We start from the raw sequence: 16,607 nt of genomic DNA on the forward strand, positions 1-16,607 counted from the left end.
CTCTAGCCCTATTTCCTGTCGGACTCGTCAATTAGCGGATGGATCGAGGCGTCTCCATTGTCCATGGTGAGTGTGGCCCCGGAATTGGTGACGGCCGCGGCGGAGGAGTTGGTGGGTATCGGGTCAGCGATTGCCGCGGCCAACGCCGCGGCGGCTACCGCGACGGTTGGGGTGGTACCCGCGGCCGCCGATGAGGTATCCGCGGCGATCGCGGAGTTGTTCGGTACCCACGGCAAGCAGTTTCAAGCGCTGAGTTCCCAAACCGCGCTCTTTCACGACCGGTTCGTCGAGGTTTTGACGGCGGGCGCGGTGGGGTATGCGGCCGCCGAGGCCAACGCCGAGCAATGGCTGTTGAGCGCGATCAACGCGCCCACCCTAGCGCTGTTGGGGCGCCCGTTGATTGGCGATGGCGCCGACGCGATGCCCGGCACCGGGCGGGCCGGCGGAGCGGGCGGGTTGTTGATCGGCAACGGCGGGGCGGGCGGCTCCGGTGGAGTCGGCCAGGCCGGTGGGGCTGGTGGCGCTGCGGGCCTGCTCGGCGTCGGTGGTGTCGGTGGTGCCGGCGGGGCCGGCGCGGCCGGAGGCGCCGGTGGTCACGGTGGGTCGTTGTTCGGCACGGGTGGTGCCGGCGGGGCGGGCGGTCTCAGTGCGCCCGGTGGGGCCGGCGGGAACTCCGGGTTGTTCGGCAATGGCGGTGTCGGGGGCGTGGGCGGATTCGGCGCGGCCGGGGGTGCCGGAGGGCATGGCGGATGGTTGTCGGGCGATGGCGGCGCAGGCGGTGGAGGTGGAGTCGGCGCGGCGGGTGGTGCCGGCGGTCACGGCGGTCGACTACTCGGCGATGGCGGCACTGGCGGGATGGGCGGGGCCGGCGCGGCCGGGGGGACCGGTGGTCGCGCGGGCATCTGGGGTGATGGAGGCGGAGGTGGTGTGGGCGGCGCCGACGGCGGGGCGGGCGGCCACGGCGGTAGTGCCAGGGTAATCGGCAACGGCGGTGCGGGCGGTGCCGGTGGTGCTGGAGGGGCCGGGGCCGCCGGTACCACCCCCGGCACTCCCGGTGCTGCGGGCCCTACCGGTGTTGCCGGTGAAGCAGGCGGGACAGGCTCAGAGGGCGGAGTCGGCGGTGTCGGTGGGATCGGTGGCAACGGCGGCCACGGCGGATGGTTGATCGGAAATGGCGGTGTGGGGGGAGCCGGAGGTGTCGGCGGGACCGGTGGGATGGGCGCGGGCGGCGGTGCCGGCGGAGCGGGTGGCAACGGCGTGGCTAGCGCGATGGCGGGCGGCGGGGCCGGCGCTGCGGGCGGCAACGGCGGCGACGGCGGGGCCGGTGGAGACGGCGGCAGCGGCGGCGCCGGTGGGGCCGGTGGTACGGGCGGGGTGTTGGGGGCCGAAGGGCGTGCCGGTAGCGGCGGGGCGGGGGGCAGCGGTGGCCTGGGCGGAGCCGCCGGCGACGGGGGCGGGGGCGGTGACGGTGGCAGTGGGCTGACCGCCGGTAGCGGCGGGGCCGGAGGACACGGCGGGGATCCCGGCGCGGGTGGTGCCGGTGGCGATCCTGGGCCTTCGGGAGGCTCCGGCGGGCATGAGGGCACCGAGGGGGCCGACGCCAGCAACAACGGGCCCGGCATTGGCGGTGACGGCGGAGCCGGCGGGAAAGGTGCCGACGGCCGCATCGCCGGCGCCGCCGGCGGCGACGGTGGCCAAGGCGGAGACGGCGGTCGCGTCGGCGACGGCGGAGCCGGTGGCGGGGGCGGCAACGGCGTGGACGGTACCGGCTTCGCGGGCACCACGGCCCCGACCGCCGGTGAGGACGGCACACCCGGACAAGCGGGTGGCAACGGTGGGGCCGGCGGGGCCGGCGGGGTCGGCGGAACCCACGCCGGCGACGGCGGCGAAGGCGGCACCGGCGGCAAAGCCGGCGCCGGCGGGACCGGCGGCGACGGTGCTGACGGCGCCGATGCCACCGCCCCCGGTGATAGCGGCGAGGCCGGCGGCAACGGCGGGGCCGGCGGCGACGGCGGTGCAGGCGGGGCCGGTGGAACCGGCGGCACCGCGACCGCGGGGCAGACCGGCGACCACGGCGCCGGCGGAAACGGCGGAAACGGCGGATTGGGCGGTGCCGCCGGCGACGGCGGGACCGGCGCCACCGGTGACTGGGACACCAACGACGGCGTCGGCGGAGCCGGCGGCCAAGGTGGCGACCCCGGTGCCGGCGGTGCCGGCGGAGCCGGCGGCGACAGCGGCAACGGCGCCCACGCCAGCAACGGCGACGATGCCAGCGATTTCGGGCCCGGCACCGGCGGTAACGGCGGCAATGGCGGAAACGGCGCAGCGGGCACCGACGCTGCTAACGGTGCCGCCGGAGGCGACGGAGGTGACGCCGGGCTCGTCGGTGATGGCGGCCGCGGCGGCGACGGCGGCAACGGCGGCGACGGCCTGGCCGGTACCACGCCCAGCACCGCAGGCGAAAACGGCGGCGACGGCACCGACGGCGGCACCGGCGGGACAGGCGGGGCCGGCGGGGCCGGCGGAACCCACGCCGGCGACGGCGGCGACGGCGGCACCGGCGGCAAAGCCGGAACGGGTGGCGCCGGCGGCACCGGCGCCACCGGTACGACGGGCGCCACCGGAGCGAGCGGCGGTGGCCGCGGCGGCACCGGCGGCGACGGCGGCGACGGCGGCAACGGCGGCAACGGCGGCAAGGGCGGCGACGGCGGGGCCGGCGGGCTCGCCCAGTCAGCCTCAGGCAAAGCCGGCGCCGAGGGCGCCGGCGGAGCAGGCGGAGATGGCGGGGCTGCCGGTACGGCCGGCGACGGCGGCAACGGCGGCAACGGCGTGGTCGGTGACAGCAACTTCGGTGACGGCGGGGACGGCGGCAACGGCGGCGACCCAGGAACCGGTGGTGACCCCGGCACCGGGGGCGGGGGCTCCACCACCGGCGCCACCGGCACGCCTGGAGCCGCCGCCACCAGCGGCGGCAACGGCGGCAACGGCGGCAACGGAGGCGACGGCCCGGCTGGGGAGGGTCATACGATCTTCGGCAGAGGCAGCCCCGGCGGGGACGGCGGCTGGGGCGGCGATGGCGGCAACGGTGGGCTCGTCGGTGACGGCGGTGACGGGGGCAACGGCGGCAACGGCGGCACCGGCGGCGACGGCGCCATCGAGAGCGGCGGTGACGGCGGTGACGGCGGCCTCGGCGGCGACGGCGGCGTCGGCGTTACAGGCGGCAAGGGCGGCGCCGGAGGCGATGGAGGCGCACCCGGGAGCGGGGGCGTTACGCAGGCCGGCGACGGCGGCAACGGCGGCCGGGGAGGTTTCGCTACCGACGTCGGCGGTGACGGCGGCAACGGCGGCAGCGGCGGCACCAGCGCGAGTGGGGATATCAACATCTCCCTGAACGGCGGCGACGGCGGCGACGGCGGCCGCGCAGGCAACGGTGCGACCGCCGGCGGCACGGGCGGCGACGGCGGCAACGGAGGCGACGGCTACGGAGACTTAGCAGCAAGCAGCGGTAACGGCGGTAGCGGTGGTGACGGTGGCAGCAGCGAGACTCTCGCCGGCAACGGCGGTAAGGGCGGCGAAGGCGGCAGCTGGGTCGGCAGCGACTTCGGAAGCGACACCCTGGGCGGCGACGGCGGCAACGGCGGAGATGGCGGCGACAGCGCGGTGTCCGGCGGTAACGGCGGCGACGGCGGCACCGGCGGCAGCGGGGGCACCGACGGCATCGGCGGCAGCGGCGGCAGCGGCGGCGACGGTGGCGGGGGCGGCACCGACGCCGGCGGCGACGGCGCTCGTGGCTCATCGGCCCCCACCGATTCCACCGCCGGCGGAGCCGGCGGCGCTGGCGGGGCCGGCGGCGCCGCAAGCGGCTAGTCAGCACCGCCTACTCGGCCGGTGGTGTGACCCGTGTCAATGGCCCCGCTGAGCGGTCGTCGCCGACACCCGAGCCTGCGGCTACGCAGTAGCGCTTACGCAGGTGCGCAATCGCCCATCAGCTCTCGATTCGAGTCGGCAGCGCAGACTGCTCAGTCGCGTTTGGCGGCCCACTCGGCTTGCATCACCAGTAACGCCATGGGAGCCGGCGCAGGGATGTCCGGGTCGAGTTCGCGGTAGCGCTGAAAGACGTTAACAACGACACGTTCGGCGTCCAGCCAGCTCGCGTACTCGCCGAGGTCGATGGTCTCGATGGCCTCGGTGAAGGCAAGGCCCTTGCGGTAGGCCGCCTCGGCCTGCTCCGCAACGTGGACCAAATAGCCCCTGACGGCACGGATCCCGTCCGGATCGGTGACCGGACCATGGCCAGGCACCACGGTGGGCGCATCCAGCGCAATCATCGCATCGCAGGCCGCAACCCAGTTGGCGATCGGGCCGGCCCACACGATCGGCGTGCAACCGATGAACAGCAGATCCCCGGCGAACAGCACACCGGCGTCGGGCACGTGGACGACGGAATCCGCGGCGGTGTGCGCAGGACCAAGGTTAAGTAGGTCAACTCGCCTGCCGCCGACGTCGATGCTCAGCTCGCGGTCAAACGTCTGGTCGGCGTTGCGCAGCGTGATGCCGCTGAAGTCGAAGTGTCCGAAGCGGTCCCGCACGAACTTGGTCGCTATCGGCCCCAGGTCGACGGTCTGGATGAGCCTCAGCCTGTCGGTACCGCCCTCGTGCGCGATCTCCTCGGCGGTGCCCGTGGCCGCGATGATCCGGACCGTAGGGTCCAGCAACTGGTTGCCGTACGTGTGATCACCGTTGGAGTGGGTGATCAGCGCATCAGTGATGGGTGCCGCATCGGTGATCGGCGCCAGTGCGTCGAGCATCTCGCGGGTCAGCCCTAGATCGAACAGCGTGTCCACCAGCAGCGACGCGCCGTCGCCGGCGACCAGCCCGGCGTTGCTCCAGCCGTAGCCGCCGTCCGGCAGCGTCCACGCCCACACGCGGTCGGCGACCTCGTGCAGCCCGCGGGTGTAGGGCACCCGGGACGGCGCCAGATTCCTGCGGACCGCCTCGGATGGTGCGTCGGGGTTGACGCGGGCCGCCAACGGGTGCGGGGACGCGGTGGCGCGGACCGTCTGCCGCGTCTCGCCCAACCCCTCCACCTGAAGAGTCACCACGTCACCGTCGCGGAGCCAGCCCGGAAACCCCTCCGGATTCGCTAGATGCTCGACGAGGGTGCAGGTGGGCACCGTACCGGAGCCGAACAGGTCCCCCGGGTTCAACATCACCCCGCGTGCGGCGTAGGAAATGAGTTCACCGAAACTCCAGTCCATCGAACCGGTCGTGCCCGACCCGATCACGGCGTCGTTGACCAGGGCGGTCACCTGCAGGCTCAGCTTTGCGTGTTTGTCGGGGCTCCGGTACGGCTCCAGCTCATCCGGGGTGACCAGATAAGGACCCAGCGTGACGCCGCCGTCCTTGCCTTTGGCCTGGCCGATGCGCAGCTGGCCCTCCAGCCGCTGTAGGTCACGCGCGGACCAGTCGTTGAAGATGGTGTAGCCGATGATCGCCTGTTCAGCCTGTTCGACCGTGAGGTCTCTACCGCCGGTACCGATGACGGCGGCGACCTCCAATTCGAAGTCCTGCCAGGCACTCCCGGGCGCCATCGGCGCTTCGTCGTAGGGACCCAGCACGGCAGTCGGACACGCGAAGTAGAACGCCGGGATTCGATACCAGGTGTCAATGAGCACCCGGCCGCCGCCCATCGCTTCCTGGCAATTGCGCATATGGTCCAGAAACGACAAGCAGTCCCGGATCGACGGGGGCCGCGGGACCGGGGCTGCCAGCGACACCTCGTCGAGTCGAACCACCGCGGCCGGTGCCCGCAGCGCGTCTTCGCCGGCTTCGCGCAACCCGTCAGCTCCGCGCTTGATCAGGTCAAGTAGCGCGACGCCCACCGGCAGCGCGTAAATCTCGTCACCGGAGAGCACGCCGGTTCGCTCGCCCTGCTCGCTTCGATACGTCACCCACTTCATTCGCGTACCACCTCATCTGGTTTCTTGTCCGGCCGCAGCCCGCGCCAACTTGATTGCCGCAACCGCTCATCGGGAGTCCACTCGCTGTAGCGCACCTCGCCGACCAGTGTCGGTTCGACGAAAGTGACTCCTTTGGCGTCACCCGCCGGCAGCAGTTCGTCGAACGGAGATTCGTCGGTATGCAGCGGCGCCAGTATCGTTTTGAGGTTGGCCAGGTCGCGTTCGGTGAAACCGGTACCAACACGCCCGGCGAAATGCAGCCCTTGCCCGTCGGGAATGCCCAGGAGAAGCGACCCGATGGCGCCGCTGCGCCCCCCTTCACCGGCTCGCCAGCCTCCGATGACGACTTCCTGCGTCTTCCAATGCTTGTCTTTGAGCCACGACGACGAGCGTCGGCCCGGCTGGTAACTCGAGTCGCGTTTCTTGGCGATCACGCCCTCCCAGCCTCGGTTGTTCGAGTACTCGAGCGCCCGCTTGCCGTCTCCGGGCAACAGCTCGGGGACAATGAGATCGCTTGCTTTACCTAATGTTTCGAGCAGCTTGCGCCGGTCAGAGTAGCGCGCCCGCAGCAGGGAGCGACCGTCGAGATAGAGCAGGTCAAACGCCCAGAATTGGATCCGGGTGGCGCGAACCCGGTTTTGCAACTCGTTGAAGCTCGGTACACCGGCGTCGTCGAGCGCGACCACCTCACCGTCGAACACGGCATGGTGATCCGCAAGATCCGCTGCTAGCGAACGTAATTCGGGGTACTCCGTGGTGACATCGCGGCCACTGCGGGAGCGCAGGCGAAAGTTTTTGTGGTCAACTTCGACCAGCAGCCGGTAGCCATCCCACTTGCCTTCGAAGGCCCACTGCCCGGCTTTCAAACCCGCCACCGAGCCATGCGTTGCGAGCATCGGAGAGATATCGTCGAAGTCGAAGACCTTTTGGTCTTTCATGCGGTGTGCCAGCCACTGGTCGCCGTTGGTCTGAATCAGCGCATAGCGTCCCGAGATCCGGCGACCGTGCAGGTTGACAATCACTTCTCCCTTTTTGGATCCCTTCTCAGACCCTATTCGGGGCGCGTCGCGGAACTTCTCGGTGTCGTAGGTCCCAGAGTCCCAGATCGTTACCCTGCCGGCGCCGTACTCCCCTTTGGGAATGTCGCCTTCGAAGGTGGCGTATTCGAGCGGATGATCCTCGGTGTGCACCGCCAGATGGTTAACCGAGCTGGTCTCGGGCAGGTTTTTCGGCACCGCCCATGACACCAGCACGCCGTCTCGCTCCAGCCGAAAGTCGTAGTGCAGCCGGCGGGCATGGTGCTCCTGAATAACAAATGTATTGTTCTGGCCGGTAGCGGGTTTCGATCTCGGCACTGGCTCGGGGGTCTTCGAGCCATCGCGCATGCTCCGGTATGTGGTCAGCCGGTCGCCCACGGGGGCTTCAGCATCCGGGGGATCCACCGGCGCGAGCAGGTCCCCGTCGCGGGCGACCCGGGCCAGGACCTCCCCATAGCTCAGTTGAGCCAGCGAAGCATCGTCGAGTTCTTCCCAATCACGCGGCGCCGCGACCGTCGGATGCTCCTGCCCGCGTAGCGAATACGGCGCAACGGTGGTCTTCGATCCGCTGTTCTGGCTCCAGTCCAAGAACACCTTTCCCACGCGCAGGCTCCGCGTCATCGCTGACGTGACCAACGTCGGCATCGATTTCTCCAGTTGCTGAGCAATGCGTTTGGCTAGCACCGTGGCGCCCCTGCTGGTCACCGGTTCGTCGAGCGGCGTGTAGAGGTGTAGCCCTTTGCTGCCGCTGGTAACCGGGAAGGTCGTCAGGCCGATATCGGCGATGAGGTCGCGGACAGCACGCGCCACCGTGGCCAGTTGGGCCATCGTGACGCCGTCACCCGGGTCCAGGTCGAACACCAATCGCGTTGTCGGGCCGGGTTTCACACTCTCGCCGCTTCGGGTCCACTCGGCCACGAACCTCCACTGCGGCACGTGCACCTCGAGAGCTGCCTGTTGCGCGATCCAGGCGAGGCCGGTGGCGCTGTCAATGATCGGATAGGTGGTTGTCCCGGAGCGGTGCGTGATGCTGGCCCGCGGCAGCCAGGCGGGTGCCGAGGATGCCAGCTGCTTTTCGAAGAATGCGGCCTCGTCTATGCCGTTGGGCCAGCGTTTGCGCGTTGCTGGGCGCCCGGCGATGTGCGGCACCATCACCTCGGCGATGCCGGTGTAGTAGTCGAAAATGTCGGCCTTTGTCGTGCCGGTCGCTGGGTACAGCACCTTGTCGGCGTTGGTCAGTGTCACCGATGGGGCGTCCTGGCGACCAGGAGGCCACACTCGCGCCGAACCCATGTAATCAACGTAACCTGTCGGCATGACGCGCGGGCTGGTGATCGGCGAAGCCCTGATCGACATCGTCGAAGGGCAGCACACGGCCGAGCACGTCGGTGGCAGCCCACTCAATGTCGCGGTCGGGATGGCCAGGCTGGGCCGCGATGTCGACTTCTTGACGCACATCGGAAACGACGAACGTGGACAACGCATCGCCGACTACGTCAAAGCCTCCGGCGCACAGCTCGTTCCCGGAAGCACCACGGCCGCCCGGACACCGACCGCGGTCGCAGCCATCGCCGCAGACGGCTCGGCCACCTATGCTTTCGACCTCGAATGGCAGCTTTCCGGTACGCCGCCCGTCGTACCGCCGCTGTTCGTCCACACCGGGTCGATCGCGGCCGTATCCGAGCCAGGATGCTTGGCGGTTGCTGCCCTGGTCGACGCCTATCGCATATCGGGCACGATCAGCTTCGACCCCAACGTTCGTCCCTCGGCGATCCTCGACCACGGCCTGGCCCGCGAGCGCATCGAGCATCTTGTCGAGCGAAGCGACATTGTGAAGGTCAGCGACGAGGATCTGCGTTGGATCAATCCGAACAGGCCGCCGGAACGGACCGCGCAAACCTGGTTGGCGTCAGGCCCCGCTGTCGTGGTGCTGACCATGGGCGATCGCGGCTCGCTAGCGTTGTGTGCCGCCGGCCAGACCCGGGTGGAGGCCAAGCCGACACGCGTGGTGGATACGGTCGGCGCCGGCGACGCGTTCCTGGTGGGCTTCATGGACACACTGTGGGAATTGGGCCTGTTGGGCGCCGGTCGACGAGCCGACCTGCACCGGATCGGGCTTGATGCACTGGCGTCCGCGCTCGACGCGGCGGCTCTATCGTCGGCACTGACCGTGGCCCGTGCCGGTGCCGATCTTCCCGACCGAGCCACGCTGGCGCGATCAGCCCTTCCCGGTGGGAGTTTTAGCCAACCACAACAACACAGCTGATCAGATCGCCGGCGCGCACCGCAGCACGCTGTCCAGCGACCAACGTTGTGGGCATACTGACTCCATGCGCTCCATCTGGAAAGGTTCGATCGCCTTCGGGCTCGTGAACGTGCCGGTCAAGGTGTACAGCGCCACCTCCGACCACGACATCAAGTTCCATCAGGTGCACGCCAAAGACCATGGCCGCATCCGGTATAAGCGGGTGTGCGAGGTGTGCGGCGAAGTTGTCGAATACGCAGACCTGGCCCGGGCCTACGAATCCGACGACGGCCGGATGGTCGTGATCACCGACGATGACATCGCCACCTTGCCCGAAGAGCGCAGCCGTGAGATCGAGGTGCTGGAATTCGTCCCCGCCAGCGACGTCGACCCGATGATGTTCGACCGCAGCTACTTCTTGGAGCCGGATTCAAAGTCGTCCAAATCGTATGTGCTGCTTGCCAAGACACTCGCTGAGACCGACCGGGTCGCGATTGTGAATTTCACTCTGCGCAGTAAGACCCGGCTGGCGGCGTTGCGTGTCAAGGATTTTGGCAAGCGAGCCGTGATGGTGGTGCACACCTTGTTGTGGCCCGACGAGATCCGAGATCCCGATTTTCCGGTGCTGGACCACAAGGTGGAGATCAAACCCGCGGAACTGACGATGGCCGGCCAGGTGGTGGATTCGATGGCCGATGACTTCAACCCCGACCGCTATCGCGATAGCTACCAGGAGCAGCTGCAGGAGCTGATCGAGGCCAAACTCGAAGGTGGAGAGGCGTTTACCCCCGAGGACCAACCGGCCGAACTGGATGAGACCGAAGACGTCTCCGACCTCCTGGCCAAGTTGGAGGCCAGCGTGAAGGCACGATCGAGCACCGGGGAGTGAGGCGCGCTCGTCTCATCGCACCTGTCCCACCCGTGTTCTGGCATCGTCGTTGTCGACCTATCGGTGGGGCCGTCCTTCCGGCGGTCGACATGCCCGGTACCAGAGCGGTACCACTAGGTAGTACTATGGGGAGTGCCATTGCGTAAAGGAGACCGTTGTGCCGGCCCTGAATGTCGAGTTCTCCGATGAAGAATTGGCGAAGGTGCGGTCCGCGGCCAGCGATGCTGGCACGTCGATGCGCGCGTTTGCACGGCAAGCGATTCTCGACAGGGCTGTCAATCGCGAGGGCAGGGTGCGTGCACTCGGACAGGAAATCGCGCAGCGGTCTGCCGAACTGAATCGCCGGCTGGCGTGACGGAGTATCCCACGACTGTCGAGGTGCTGATCGTGGCAGAGTACGCCTGCGGGTTCCAGCCCTTAGTGCGCGACCCTGGCTTGTTCGAATCGAGTCTGATGCGCCCTGCGACAGTGCTTTTCGGTGCTGATGCATATCCCACGGTCTGGGACAAAGCGGCCGCGCTATTGCACTCGCTAGCCACCACGCAGTCATTGGCTGACGGAAACAAGCGGACAGGCTGGGCAGCGTGCTGGCTTCTCCTTGGTCTCAATGGGCACCAAGTTTCGGCTAATCTCGATGTAGACGCAGCTGAGGAGTTCGTGCTTGCGATCGCGGCCAACCATCTGACGTGGGAGCAGATCGCGGAACGATTACCGGATTTCGCCGAATCAACTACCTCGTAGGTCCAGGTGGATCCGGTGGCGCCAACTGCAACCACTAGTGCTCGCTTCTCCAGATCAGAGGTCGAAGGCTGTTCGGGCGAGGAAGCGTTTCAGCGCCGCCAACTCTCCCTCGACTGCCACCTGATTGACGTCGCGCCGGCCCCAGAGAAGTAGCAGGAGCTCGGAGGCGCTGGCGATCACCGCGGCATCGGCCTCGGTGGCCTTGGTGGCGAATCGGGTTAGGTGATAGGAGCCTTCTCCGACGCGGACGGTCCACTCGTCGGCACTGTCGCTGGTACGCAGCGAGATGGTTTGAGCGTGGCCACCCAGGTCATGGGAAAGATTGGGAAGGACCTCGTCGAGGAATTCATCGACCCCGTCAACGGCGAGTTCTTGTTCGACCGGTTCCTGGCATCCGACCGCTGTGAGAGCATCCCAGCAATGAACCACGGTTTCCTGGGCCACCCTACGTTGGATGAAGCCCACCGTTTTTCGCCGTCCCCACGTCCAGGCTGGCGTGTCAGGGTCGAGGCCACCCAGAATGTTGGCGGTCAGGTCCACGCCGTCACGAAACCAGGCCACCAGGTCGCGGCGTTGCGGGCGGTCGGGTTCACGCCACGCGTCGGGTCCGGTGATCGAGCCACTGGCGGTCATCCCCCAAAACGCTTGCACGGTGCCGACATGCCATATCAGATCAGCAACCTCCCATCCGGGGCAGCTTGGCACTAGGCGGTCGAGCCGCGCTTCAGCGGAGTTAGCCATCCGACTACCGTTGCGGCGCAGGGCATTGATCTGGTCAGCGGGTTGCACGATGCGCCATGATATCGCTGGTTGTCAGGTGCAATGGTGAATAGCTGTGCGATCAAGATCGTTTGGGCGGCGTCCGTGGTCGCGTCGTCGGGAAGTTCGATGAGCTTGCCGTTCTCGAAGCGGGCGCCGGCGCGGACGAGCGCGACCAGGTGCGGCGCGTTGACAGCGCGCCAGCGTGCCTGGGCAGCCTCGATCAGCTTGTAGACCATGGTGATTCCTGTGGCTCGTAGGCGGGCGCTTTTGGTGATATTGCCTACCGCCTTGGGGAACTTCGCCCCGTAGGTGCCTTCGAACACCTAATCGTGTTCTAGCGAGTGTGGAATTGTAGTGGTGCTGCGAGGTGTGTATTCCGTGATGGCTAACTCGGGGTGATCCGCTTGATCGTCCTGGTGCTTCCTCCGCGGAAATGGTGCACATGGTGTGGTGTGGTGGCCTCAGCTGGGTGACGCTTGTTTCGCACCTGGCCGGCAACGCCGTGGTGAAGTACGGCGCGCCCAGCCGGGATCGCCGATCTGTAGTGCTGGGATGTCGTTGTCCGAGCCTGCCGCAGGCGGGATCTCCCCTTGTTCCCGAGCCCCGAGCTCTTCGACAGAACGACGTCCTGCGGTGAGCTGGGGTTGCGAGGTGGCTAACGAGATACGGACCATCGAGTCCAGCGATGAGGTCGTCGGACAACCCTGCGAAGACTCTCGACGAGCCACCACCACGACGAGCAAGTAAGTCCACGACGCTGTTCTGTGGCATCGACTGGGGCGAATCCCGCCACGATGCCGCGATCATCGACCACACCGGAGAAGTCATCACCCACGCGAAAATAACCACCGACACAGCCGGTTTCAGCCAGTTGCCTACCATGCTGACCGAGGCCGGAGACACCGAAGATGATCCAATCCCCATCGGGCTTGACACCGACCGCGGTCGGCTGGTCGCCGCGCTACGCAGCAACGGCCGAGCGATCTACCCGCTCAACACGCTGGTCCCGTTACCGGGCACGCCATCACGTGTCGGGGGCCAAAGCCGACGCCACCGACGCGGTGATGCTGGCCAATATCCTGCGCACCGACATGGCCGCGCACTAGCCGATGCCCGCCGATACCGAACTGGCCCAAACCATCAGAGTCTTGGCGCGCGCCCAGCGGGACGCGGTGTGGGCGCGTCAGAAACTCGGCAACCAGATCCGCTCTCTGCTTAAAGACTTCTACCAGGCCGCCCTGGAAGCCTTCGCCGGCTTGTACAAGGGCGAACTGAGTCGCCCCGAAGCGCGCTCCCTCCTTGTCGCCGCACCCACCCCGACCAAGGCCGCCACGCTGACCCGCACCAAACTGAGAGCGTTGCTGGTCAAAGCTGGACACAAACGCGGTATGGACTACGAGGCCGACCGGCTGCCGGCGGTGTTCGGTGAGCAGTTTCTGCGTCAGCCGGCGCTGGTGGAGGACGCGATGGAAATTCACCTGGCCGGTCTGCTGATCCAACTCAACGCTGCCTGCCGTGCCACCTAGAACCTCGAAGCCGCGACACAAGAGCATTATCAACGACACCCCGACGCCACCGTGATCAGCACCTTTCCCCGGCACGGGCTCCCTGGTGGGCGCTGGGTGCTCGGCGAAATCGGAGACGACCGCAGCCGAGTCACGGATGACCACGGCCTCAAAGGCCTTCGCCGGATCGGCGCCGGTGACCCGTTCCAGCGGCAAGAAAATCGTCATCACTTACCGCCGTATCAATGGCAACCGCCTTGCCGCAGCTGGATCGCTATGGGCATTGTCGGCACTGAAAGCCTCACTCAGAGCCAAACGCCACGACCAAGCCCGGCGAGAGGGTGGGGACTGGAATCACCAAGCCCAACGACACCCGTTCAACAAGTTCCTCGGACGACTCCACCACTGCCTCAAATCAGCACTAGCTACGACGAAACCCGCGCGTTCCCGCTTCCTCTCGATCTAGCCGCTTGACTTCCTCATGTCACGCGAGGCCTTCACGGGCCGCCGTTGCCGCACCCGCAAGACGGGCACCGCGCCTGGGCGACCGCTCCGGCAGACTCATCGGTCGAACCGTGAGGCGCCGCCGCGTGGTCGCGCGGAATGCCCACCGCGCACCGCTGTAGTTGTTCCCGACTCGCATCGTCGTTCGCCCAAGTACGTTCACGGCCGTCGCCGGTCGTCTAGCTATCAGGCGGATCAGCATCGGGTGCTTCGGATTTCGCTCTGCGGAGTGCTTTGTCGTGGATTAGCACGCCGAGCGGCGCACAAGCTGAACGCTTGCAGAATTCCCGCTACCGTGGGCGATCTGTGCGGGAGCCGCAAGCACCAGACAGTACATTGACGCGGCACGTCGCGGATGCGTGCCCCCAGGAGAACCGGCTGCTAGCTGAAGGTTCTATTAGGTGGCGACCTGTCGTTGAGCGAGGGTGAGCAGTTCGCGGGCTGCACCGCGGGTGTTCAGGCTGGACGACAGTGCCCTACCGAGCAGAATCTATCGGAGTCGCCTGCAGTTGTGCTGCTCTATGCTCAGACCGCTGCGCGGTTACCCATCAGCCCCGGGGCTGCCCCATACTAGACCGCCGGCGCCGCCGTCACCGCCGGAACCGTCGGGAGCGCCGGTGCCGCCGGTTCCGCCGGCCCCACCGGCCCCGCCGTCACCGAACAGTGTGGCGGCATTGCCGCCGCTCCCGCCACTACCGCCAGGTGCGGGGATGGCCGGGACGAACGCGCTGCCGCCATTGCCGCCGGCACCGCCGTTGCCATACAGCCATCCGCCTGTCCCGCCGGCCCCGCCGTCGCCGGCGGGTGAAGGCGAGTTCCCCGCCCCGCCGTTGCCACCATTGCCGCCGTTGCCGTACAACAGACCGCCCGCCCCACCGACCCCGCCGTCGCCTTGCAGTCCGCCGGATCCGGCAGCACCGCCGTCGCCGATTAGCCCTGCGTGACCGCCAGCACCGCCGTCTCGACTGTTCGCGCCGTTCCCGCCGGCGCCGCCATTGCCGATCAGACCGCCATTGCCGCCGGCCCCGCCGTCTCCACCCGATTGATTGGGAAGCCCTGTCGGGTTGCCGTTGCCACCACTACCGCCGTTGCCGTATAGCCACCCGCCGTGACCACCGGCGCCACCATCGGCGAATGTGCCGGCAGCGCCATTGCCGCCGTGGCCAATCAACAACCCGCCGGTGCCGCCGTTGCCGCCGACACCGCCGCTCCCCGCGCCAGGGTTTCCGCCGATCGCGCCGTTACCCCCGTTGCCGATCAGCCCGCCCGCCCCGCCGGCTCCGCCGGCCCCGCCATCGCCGCCGGTGAAGCCAAGTGTCGCGGCGTCGCCGCCGGCCCCTCCGGCTCCGCCGTCTCCGTACAAGCGTCCGCCGGCCCCGCCAGCCCCGCCGGCTCCGCCGTCTCCGATGGTGTCGAAGCCGTTCCCGCCGTCCCCGCCATCCCCGGCGTTCCCGCCGTTGCCGATCAGTCCGCCGCTGCCGCCGTTGCCGCCAGCCCCGCCGGCCAAGCCAATGGTGCCGCTCGTCCCGCCGGCGCCGCCGGCGCCGCCGAACCCGCCGGCGCCGAGCAACCAGCCGCCGGAACCGCCGTTCCCGCCGTTGCCGCCGGCCTGACCGGCGCCATCCCCGCCGATACCGCCGAACCCGCCGTTGCCGATAAGACCGGCGTTTCCGCCGTTGCCACCGGCCTGGCCTGGGCCGCCGGAACCGCCGTTGCCGCCGTTTCCGTACAACAGCCCGCCGTCACCGCCGGCCTGGCCGGTCCCGGCTTCCCCGTCGGCACCGTTACCCACCAACGGGCGCCCCAACACGGCCTCGGTATGTGCGTTGGCCAGATTCAGCGCATGCTGCAGCAGGGAGGCGTTGGCCGTCTCAGCGGCCTGGTACGCGGCGCCGGCGTTGGATAGGGTGTCCACGAACTGGGCGTGAAAGGCCGTCGCCTGCGCGCTCAGGGCCTGATAAGACTGCGCGTACTCCGAGAAAACAGTCGCCACGGCCGCCGACACCTCATCGGCACCGGCTGCCGCCACCTGTGTGGTCTGGGACGCCGCTACCCCGTTGGCTGCGCTCAGTGCCGAGCCAATGCTGTCCAAATGGGTTGTCGCACCGGCCAGTACATCCGGTATTGCCAGCACATAAGACACCGTTCTTCCCCTTGTGTAGCTACCTCGAATCGTCTACGAAAACACGATAATGTGGCGCCGTTTCGGAATGAAGATTTTTCCGAAATTCTTCCGACATTCTGGCCGATATCTGGGAGCTCAAGCTGGTGCCGGCGGTCTCCAGGCTGGGGTCAACACCGGTGGACCGTCTGATCGTTCATCGGCGAGCCACCGTAGCTGGATCGCGACGGCCCCTGCTCTTCAGCCGACACTCGACGCACGATCGACGGAACGTCGGCCGGCGGTAGGGGAGCGCTGTCCTTGCCTCGCCAATGGCCAACCCGCATCGTTCGCGACGCACATTGTCAAAAAAGACCGACCAGACTTGCTCCGCGCTCTGCGGGTAGACTGCAGCGAGGACACCTTTGTCAAATCCCGTGCGTCGGCGGCGGCGAGAGCTTCATCGAATTCGGCATCGATCGCTGCGAGAATCGTTTTCAACAGATCGGCGCTGACGCGATCGGAATCTACCGAGACCACCGATTGCTCAAGTTCCCATAACAACTCGTACCGTGGTGCGCATTTTCGGGTGGTCCAACTTCCTCAGGCACAGGACTCGCCTTTCCGTGGCGTGCCTCTGGGTACCTTTCGCGGACTGTGGGTCGTCAGGGCTTTGACACGGCTCAACTTGTGCTCCTATTCACCGACAACTCCAAATCCCTTATGGCAACTGCCGGTTGCCGTCCTCGGGGCGTGTGTGCGCTGTGCACTGTAGGACTGGTCCTGCTGGGCAGTTCGTCCCTGTAGCCAAGGTACTTGCGCAGGGGTCGGACGCGCGTTTGTAGGTTCCACACCAGTTGTCC

At 67.9% G+C, this 16,607-nt stretch carries 11 protein-coding genes and 1 pseudogene; 7 read left to right on the top strand and 5 right to left on the bottom strand.

Annotated features, from left to right (window positions below):
- The first annotated feature begins 57 nt into the window (after positions 1-57).
- Complete coding sequence (locus F6B93_RS18435; RefSeq protein WP_425518469.1) at positions 58-3,867, top strand: PE family protein; 3,810 nt, start codon at positions 58-60, stop codon at positions 3,865-3,867.
- 152 nt (positions 3,868-4,019) lie between these two features.
- On the opposite strand, the gene F6B93_RS18440 is transcribed toward F6B93_RS18435, so the two are convergent.
- Positions 4,020-5,960: a fumarylacetoacetate hydrolase family protein gene (locus F6B93_RS18440; RefSeq protein ID WP_211696374.1), complete on the bottom strand. Its 1,941-nt coding sequence runs from the start codon at positions 5,958-5,960 to the stop codon at positions 4,020-4,022.
- Positions 5,957-8,290, bottom strand: a complete 2,334-nt coding sequence (locus tag F6B93_RS18445; protein WP_211696375.1) for an ATP-dependent DNA ligase — start codon at positions 8,288-8,290, stop codon at positions 5,957-5,959. The genes F6B93_RS18440 and F6B93_RS18445 overlap by 4 nt, the downstream gene beginning before the upstream one ends.
- Before the next feature lie 22 nt (positions 8,291-8,312).
- On the opposite strand from F6B93_RS18445, the gene F6B93_RS18450 reads away from it, so the two are divergent.
- The 4 genes from F6B93_RS18450 to F6B93_RS18465 all read left to right on the top strand — a co-directional run bounded on the left by F6B93_RS18450 (position 8,313) and on the right by F6B93_RS18465 (position 10,872).
- Positions 8,313-9,263 carry a carbohydrate kinase family protein gene (locus F6B93_RS18450; RefSeq protein ID WP_211696376.1) on the top strand — a complete coding sequence of 317 codons (951 nt, stop codon included), beginning with the start codon at positions 8,313-8,315 and terminating at the stop codon, positions 9,261-9,263.
- A gap of 64 nt (positions 9,264-9,327) precedes the next feature.
- Positions 9,328-10,131 (top strand): non-homologous end joining protein Ku, encoded by an 804-nt coding sequence (gene ku / locus F6B93_RS18455; RefSeq protein ID WP_211696377.1) that lies wholly within the window; start codon positions 9,328-9,330, stop codon positions 10,129-10,131.
- A gap of 157 nt (positions 10,132-10,288) precedes the next feature.
- Positions 10,289-10,486: a plasmid mobilization protein gene (locus F6B93_RS18460; RefSeq protein ID WP_211696378.1), complete on the top strand. Its 198-nt coding sequence runs from the start codon at positions 10,289-10,291 to the stop codon at positions 10,484-10,486.
- A gap of 32 nt (positions 10,487-10,518) precedes the next feature.
- A complete protein-coding gene (locus tag F6B93_RS18465) occupies positions 10,519-10,872 on the top strand; it encodes a type II toxin-antitoxin system death-on-curing family toxin (protein ID WP_246540852.1) in 354 nt (117 codons plus the stop codon).
- 54 nt (positions 10,873-10,926) lie between these two features.
- On the opposite strand, the gene F6B93_RS18470 is transcribed toward F6B93_RS18465, so the two are convergent.
- Both F6B93_RS18470 and F6B93_RS18475 read right to left on the bottom strand, forming a co-directional pair.
- A complete protein-coding gene (locus F6B93_RS18470) occupies positions 10,927-11,613 on the bottom strand; it encodes a maleylpyruvate isomerase family mycothiol-dependent enzyme (protein WP_211696380.1) in 687 nt (228 codons plus the stop codon).
- A gap of 125 nt (positions 11,614-11,738) precedes the next feature.
- Positions 11,739-11,909: pseudogene (locus F6B93_RS18475) on the bottom strand (IS256 family transposase); the annotation flags it as partial.
- A 410-nt stretch (positions 11,910-12,319) separates the two neighbouring features.
- On the opposite strand from F6B93_RS18475, the gene F6B93_RS23835 reads away from it, so the two are divergent.
- Both F6B93_RS23835 and F6B93_RS23840 read left to right on the top strand, forming a co-directional pair.
- Complete coding sequence (locus F6B93_RS23835; RefSeq protein ID WP_246540854.1) at positions 12,320-12,853, top strand: IS110 family transposase; 534 nt, start codon at positions 12,320-12,322, stop codon at positions 12,851-12,853.
- Positions 12,744-13,160: an IS110 family transposase gene (locus tag F6B93_RS23840; RefSeq protein WP_246541188.1), complete on the top strand. Its 417-nt coding sequence runs from the start codon at positions 12,744-12,746 to the stop codon at positions 13,158-13,160. The genes F6B93_RS23835 and F6B93_RS23840 overlap by 110 nt, the downstream gene beginning before the upstream one ends.
- A 1,024-nt stretch (positions 13,161-14,184) precedes the next feature.
- On the opposite strand, the gene F6B93_RS18485 is transcribed toward F6B93_RS23840, so the two are convergent.
- On the bottom strand, positions 14,185-15,786 hold the full coding sequence (locus F6B93_RS18485; RefSeq protein WP_211696381.1) for a PE family protein: 1,602 nt from the start codon (positions 15,784-15,786) through the stop codon (positions 14,185-14,187).
- Positions 15,787-16,607 lie beyond the last annotated feature (821 nt).

Source organism: Mycobacterium spongiae, from assembly GCF_018278905.1.
Lineage (GTDB): Bacteria > Actinomycetota > Actinomycetes > Mycobacteriales > Mycobacteriaceae > Mycobacterium > Mycobacterium spongiae.

What these genes read in the sequence shown, in the direction of transcription:
- F6B93_RS18440 (WP_211696374.1), bottom strand. Translation starts at nt 5,960, where the DNA reads ATGAAGTGGGTGACGTATCGAAGCGAGCAGGGCGAGCGAACCGGCGTG.
- F6B93_RS18445 (WP_211696375.1), bottom strand. Translation starts at nt 8,290, where the DNA reads ATGGGTTCGGCGCGAGTGTGGCCTCCTGGTCGCCAGGACGCCCCATCG.
- F6B93_RS18450 (WP_211696376.1), top strand. Translation starts at nt 8,313, where the DNA reads ATGACGCGCGGGCTGGTGATCGGCGAAGCCCTGATCGACATCGTCGAA.
- ku (WP_211696377.1), top strand. Translation starts at nt 9,328, where the DNA reads ATGCGCTCCATCTGGAAAGGTTCGATCGCCTTCGGGCTCGTGAACGTG.
- F6B93_RS18470 (WP_211696380.1), bottom strand. Translation starts at nt 11,613, where the DNA reads ATGGCTAACTCCGCTGAAGCGCGGCTCGACCGCCTAGTGCCAAGCTGC.
- F6B93_RS23835 (WP_246540854.1), top strand. Translation starts at nt 12,320, where the DNA reads ATGAGGTCGTCGGACAACCCTGCGAAGACTCTCGACGAGCCACCACCA.
- F6B93_RS23840 (WP_246541188.1), top strand. Translation starts at nt 12,744, where the DNA reads ATGCCCGCCGATACCGAACTGGCCCAAACCATCAGAGTCTTGGCGCGC.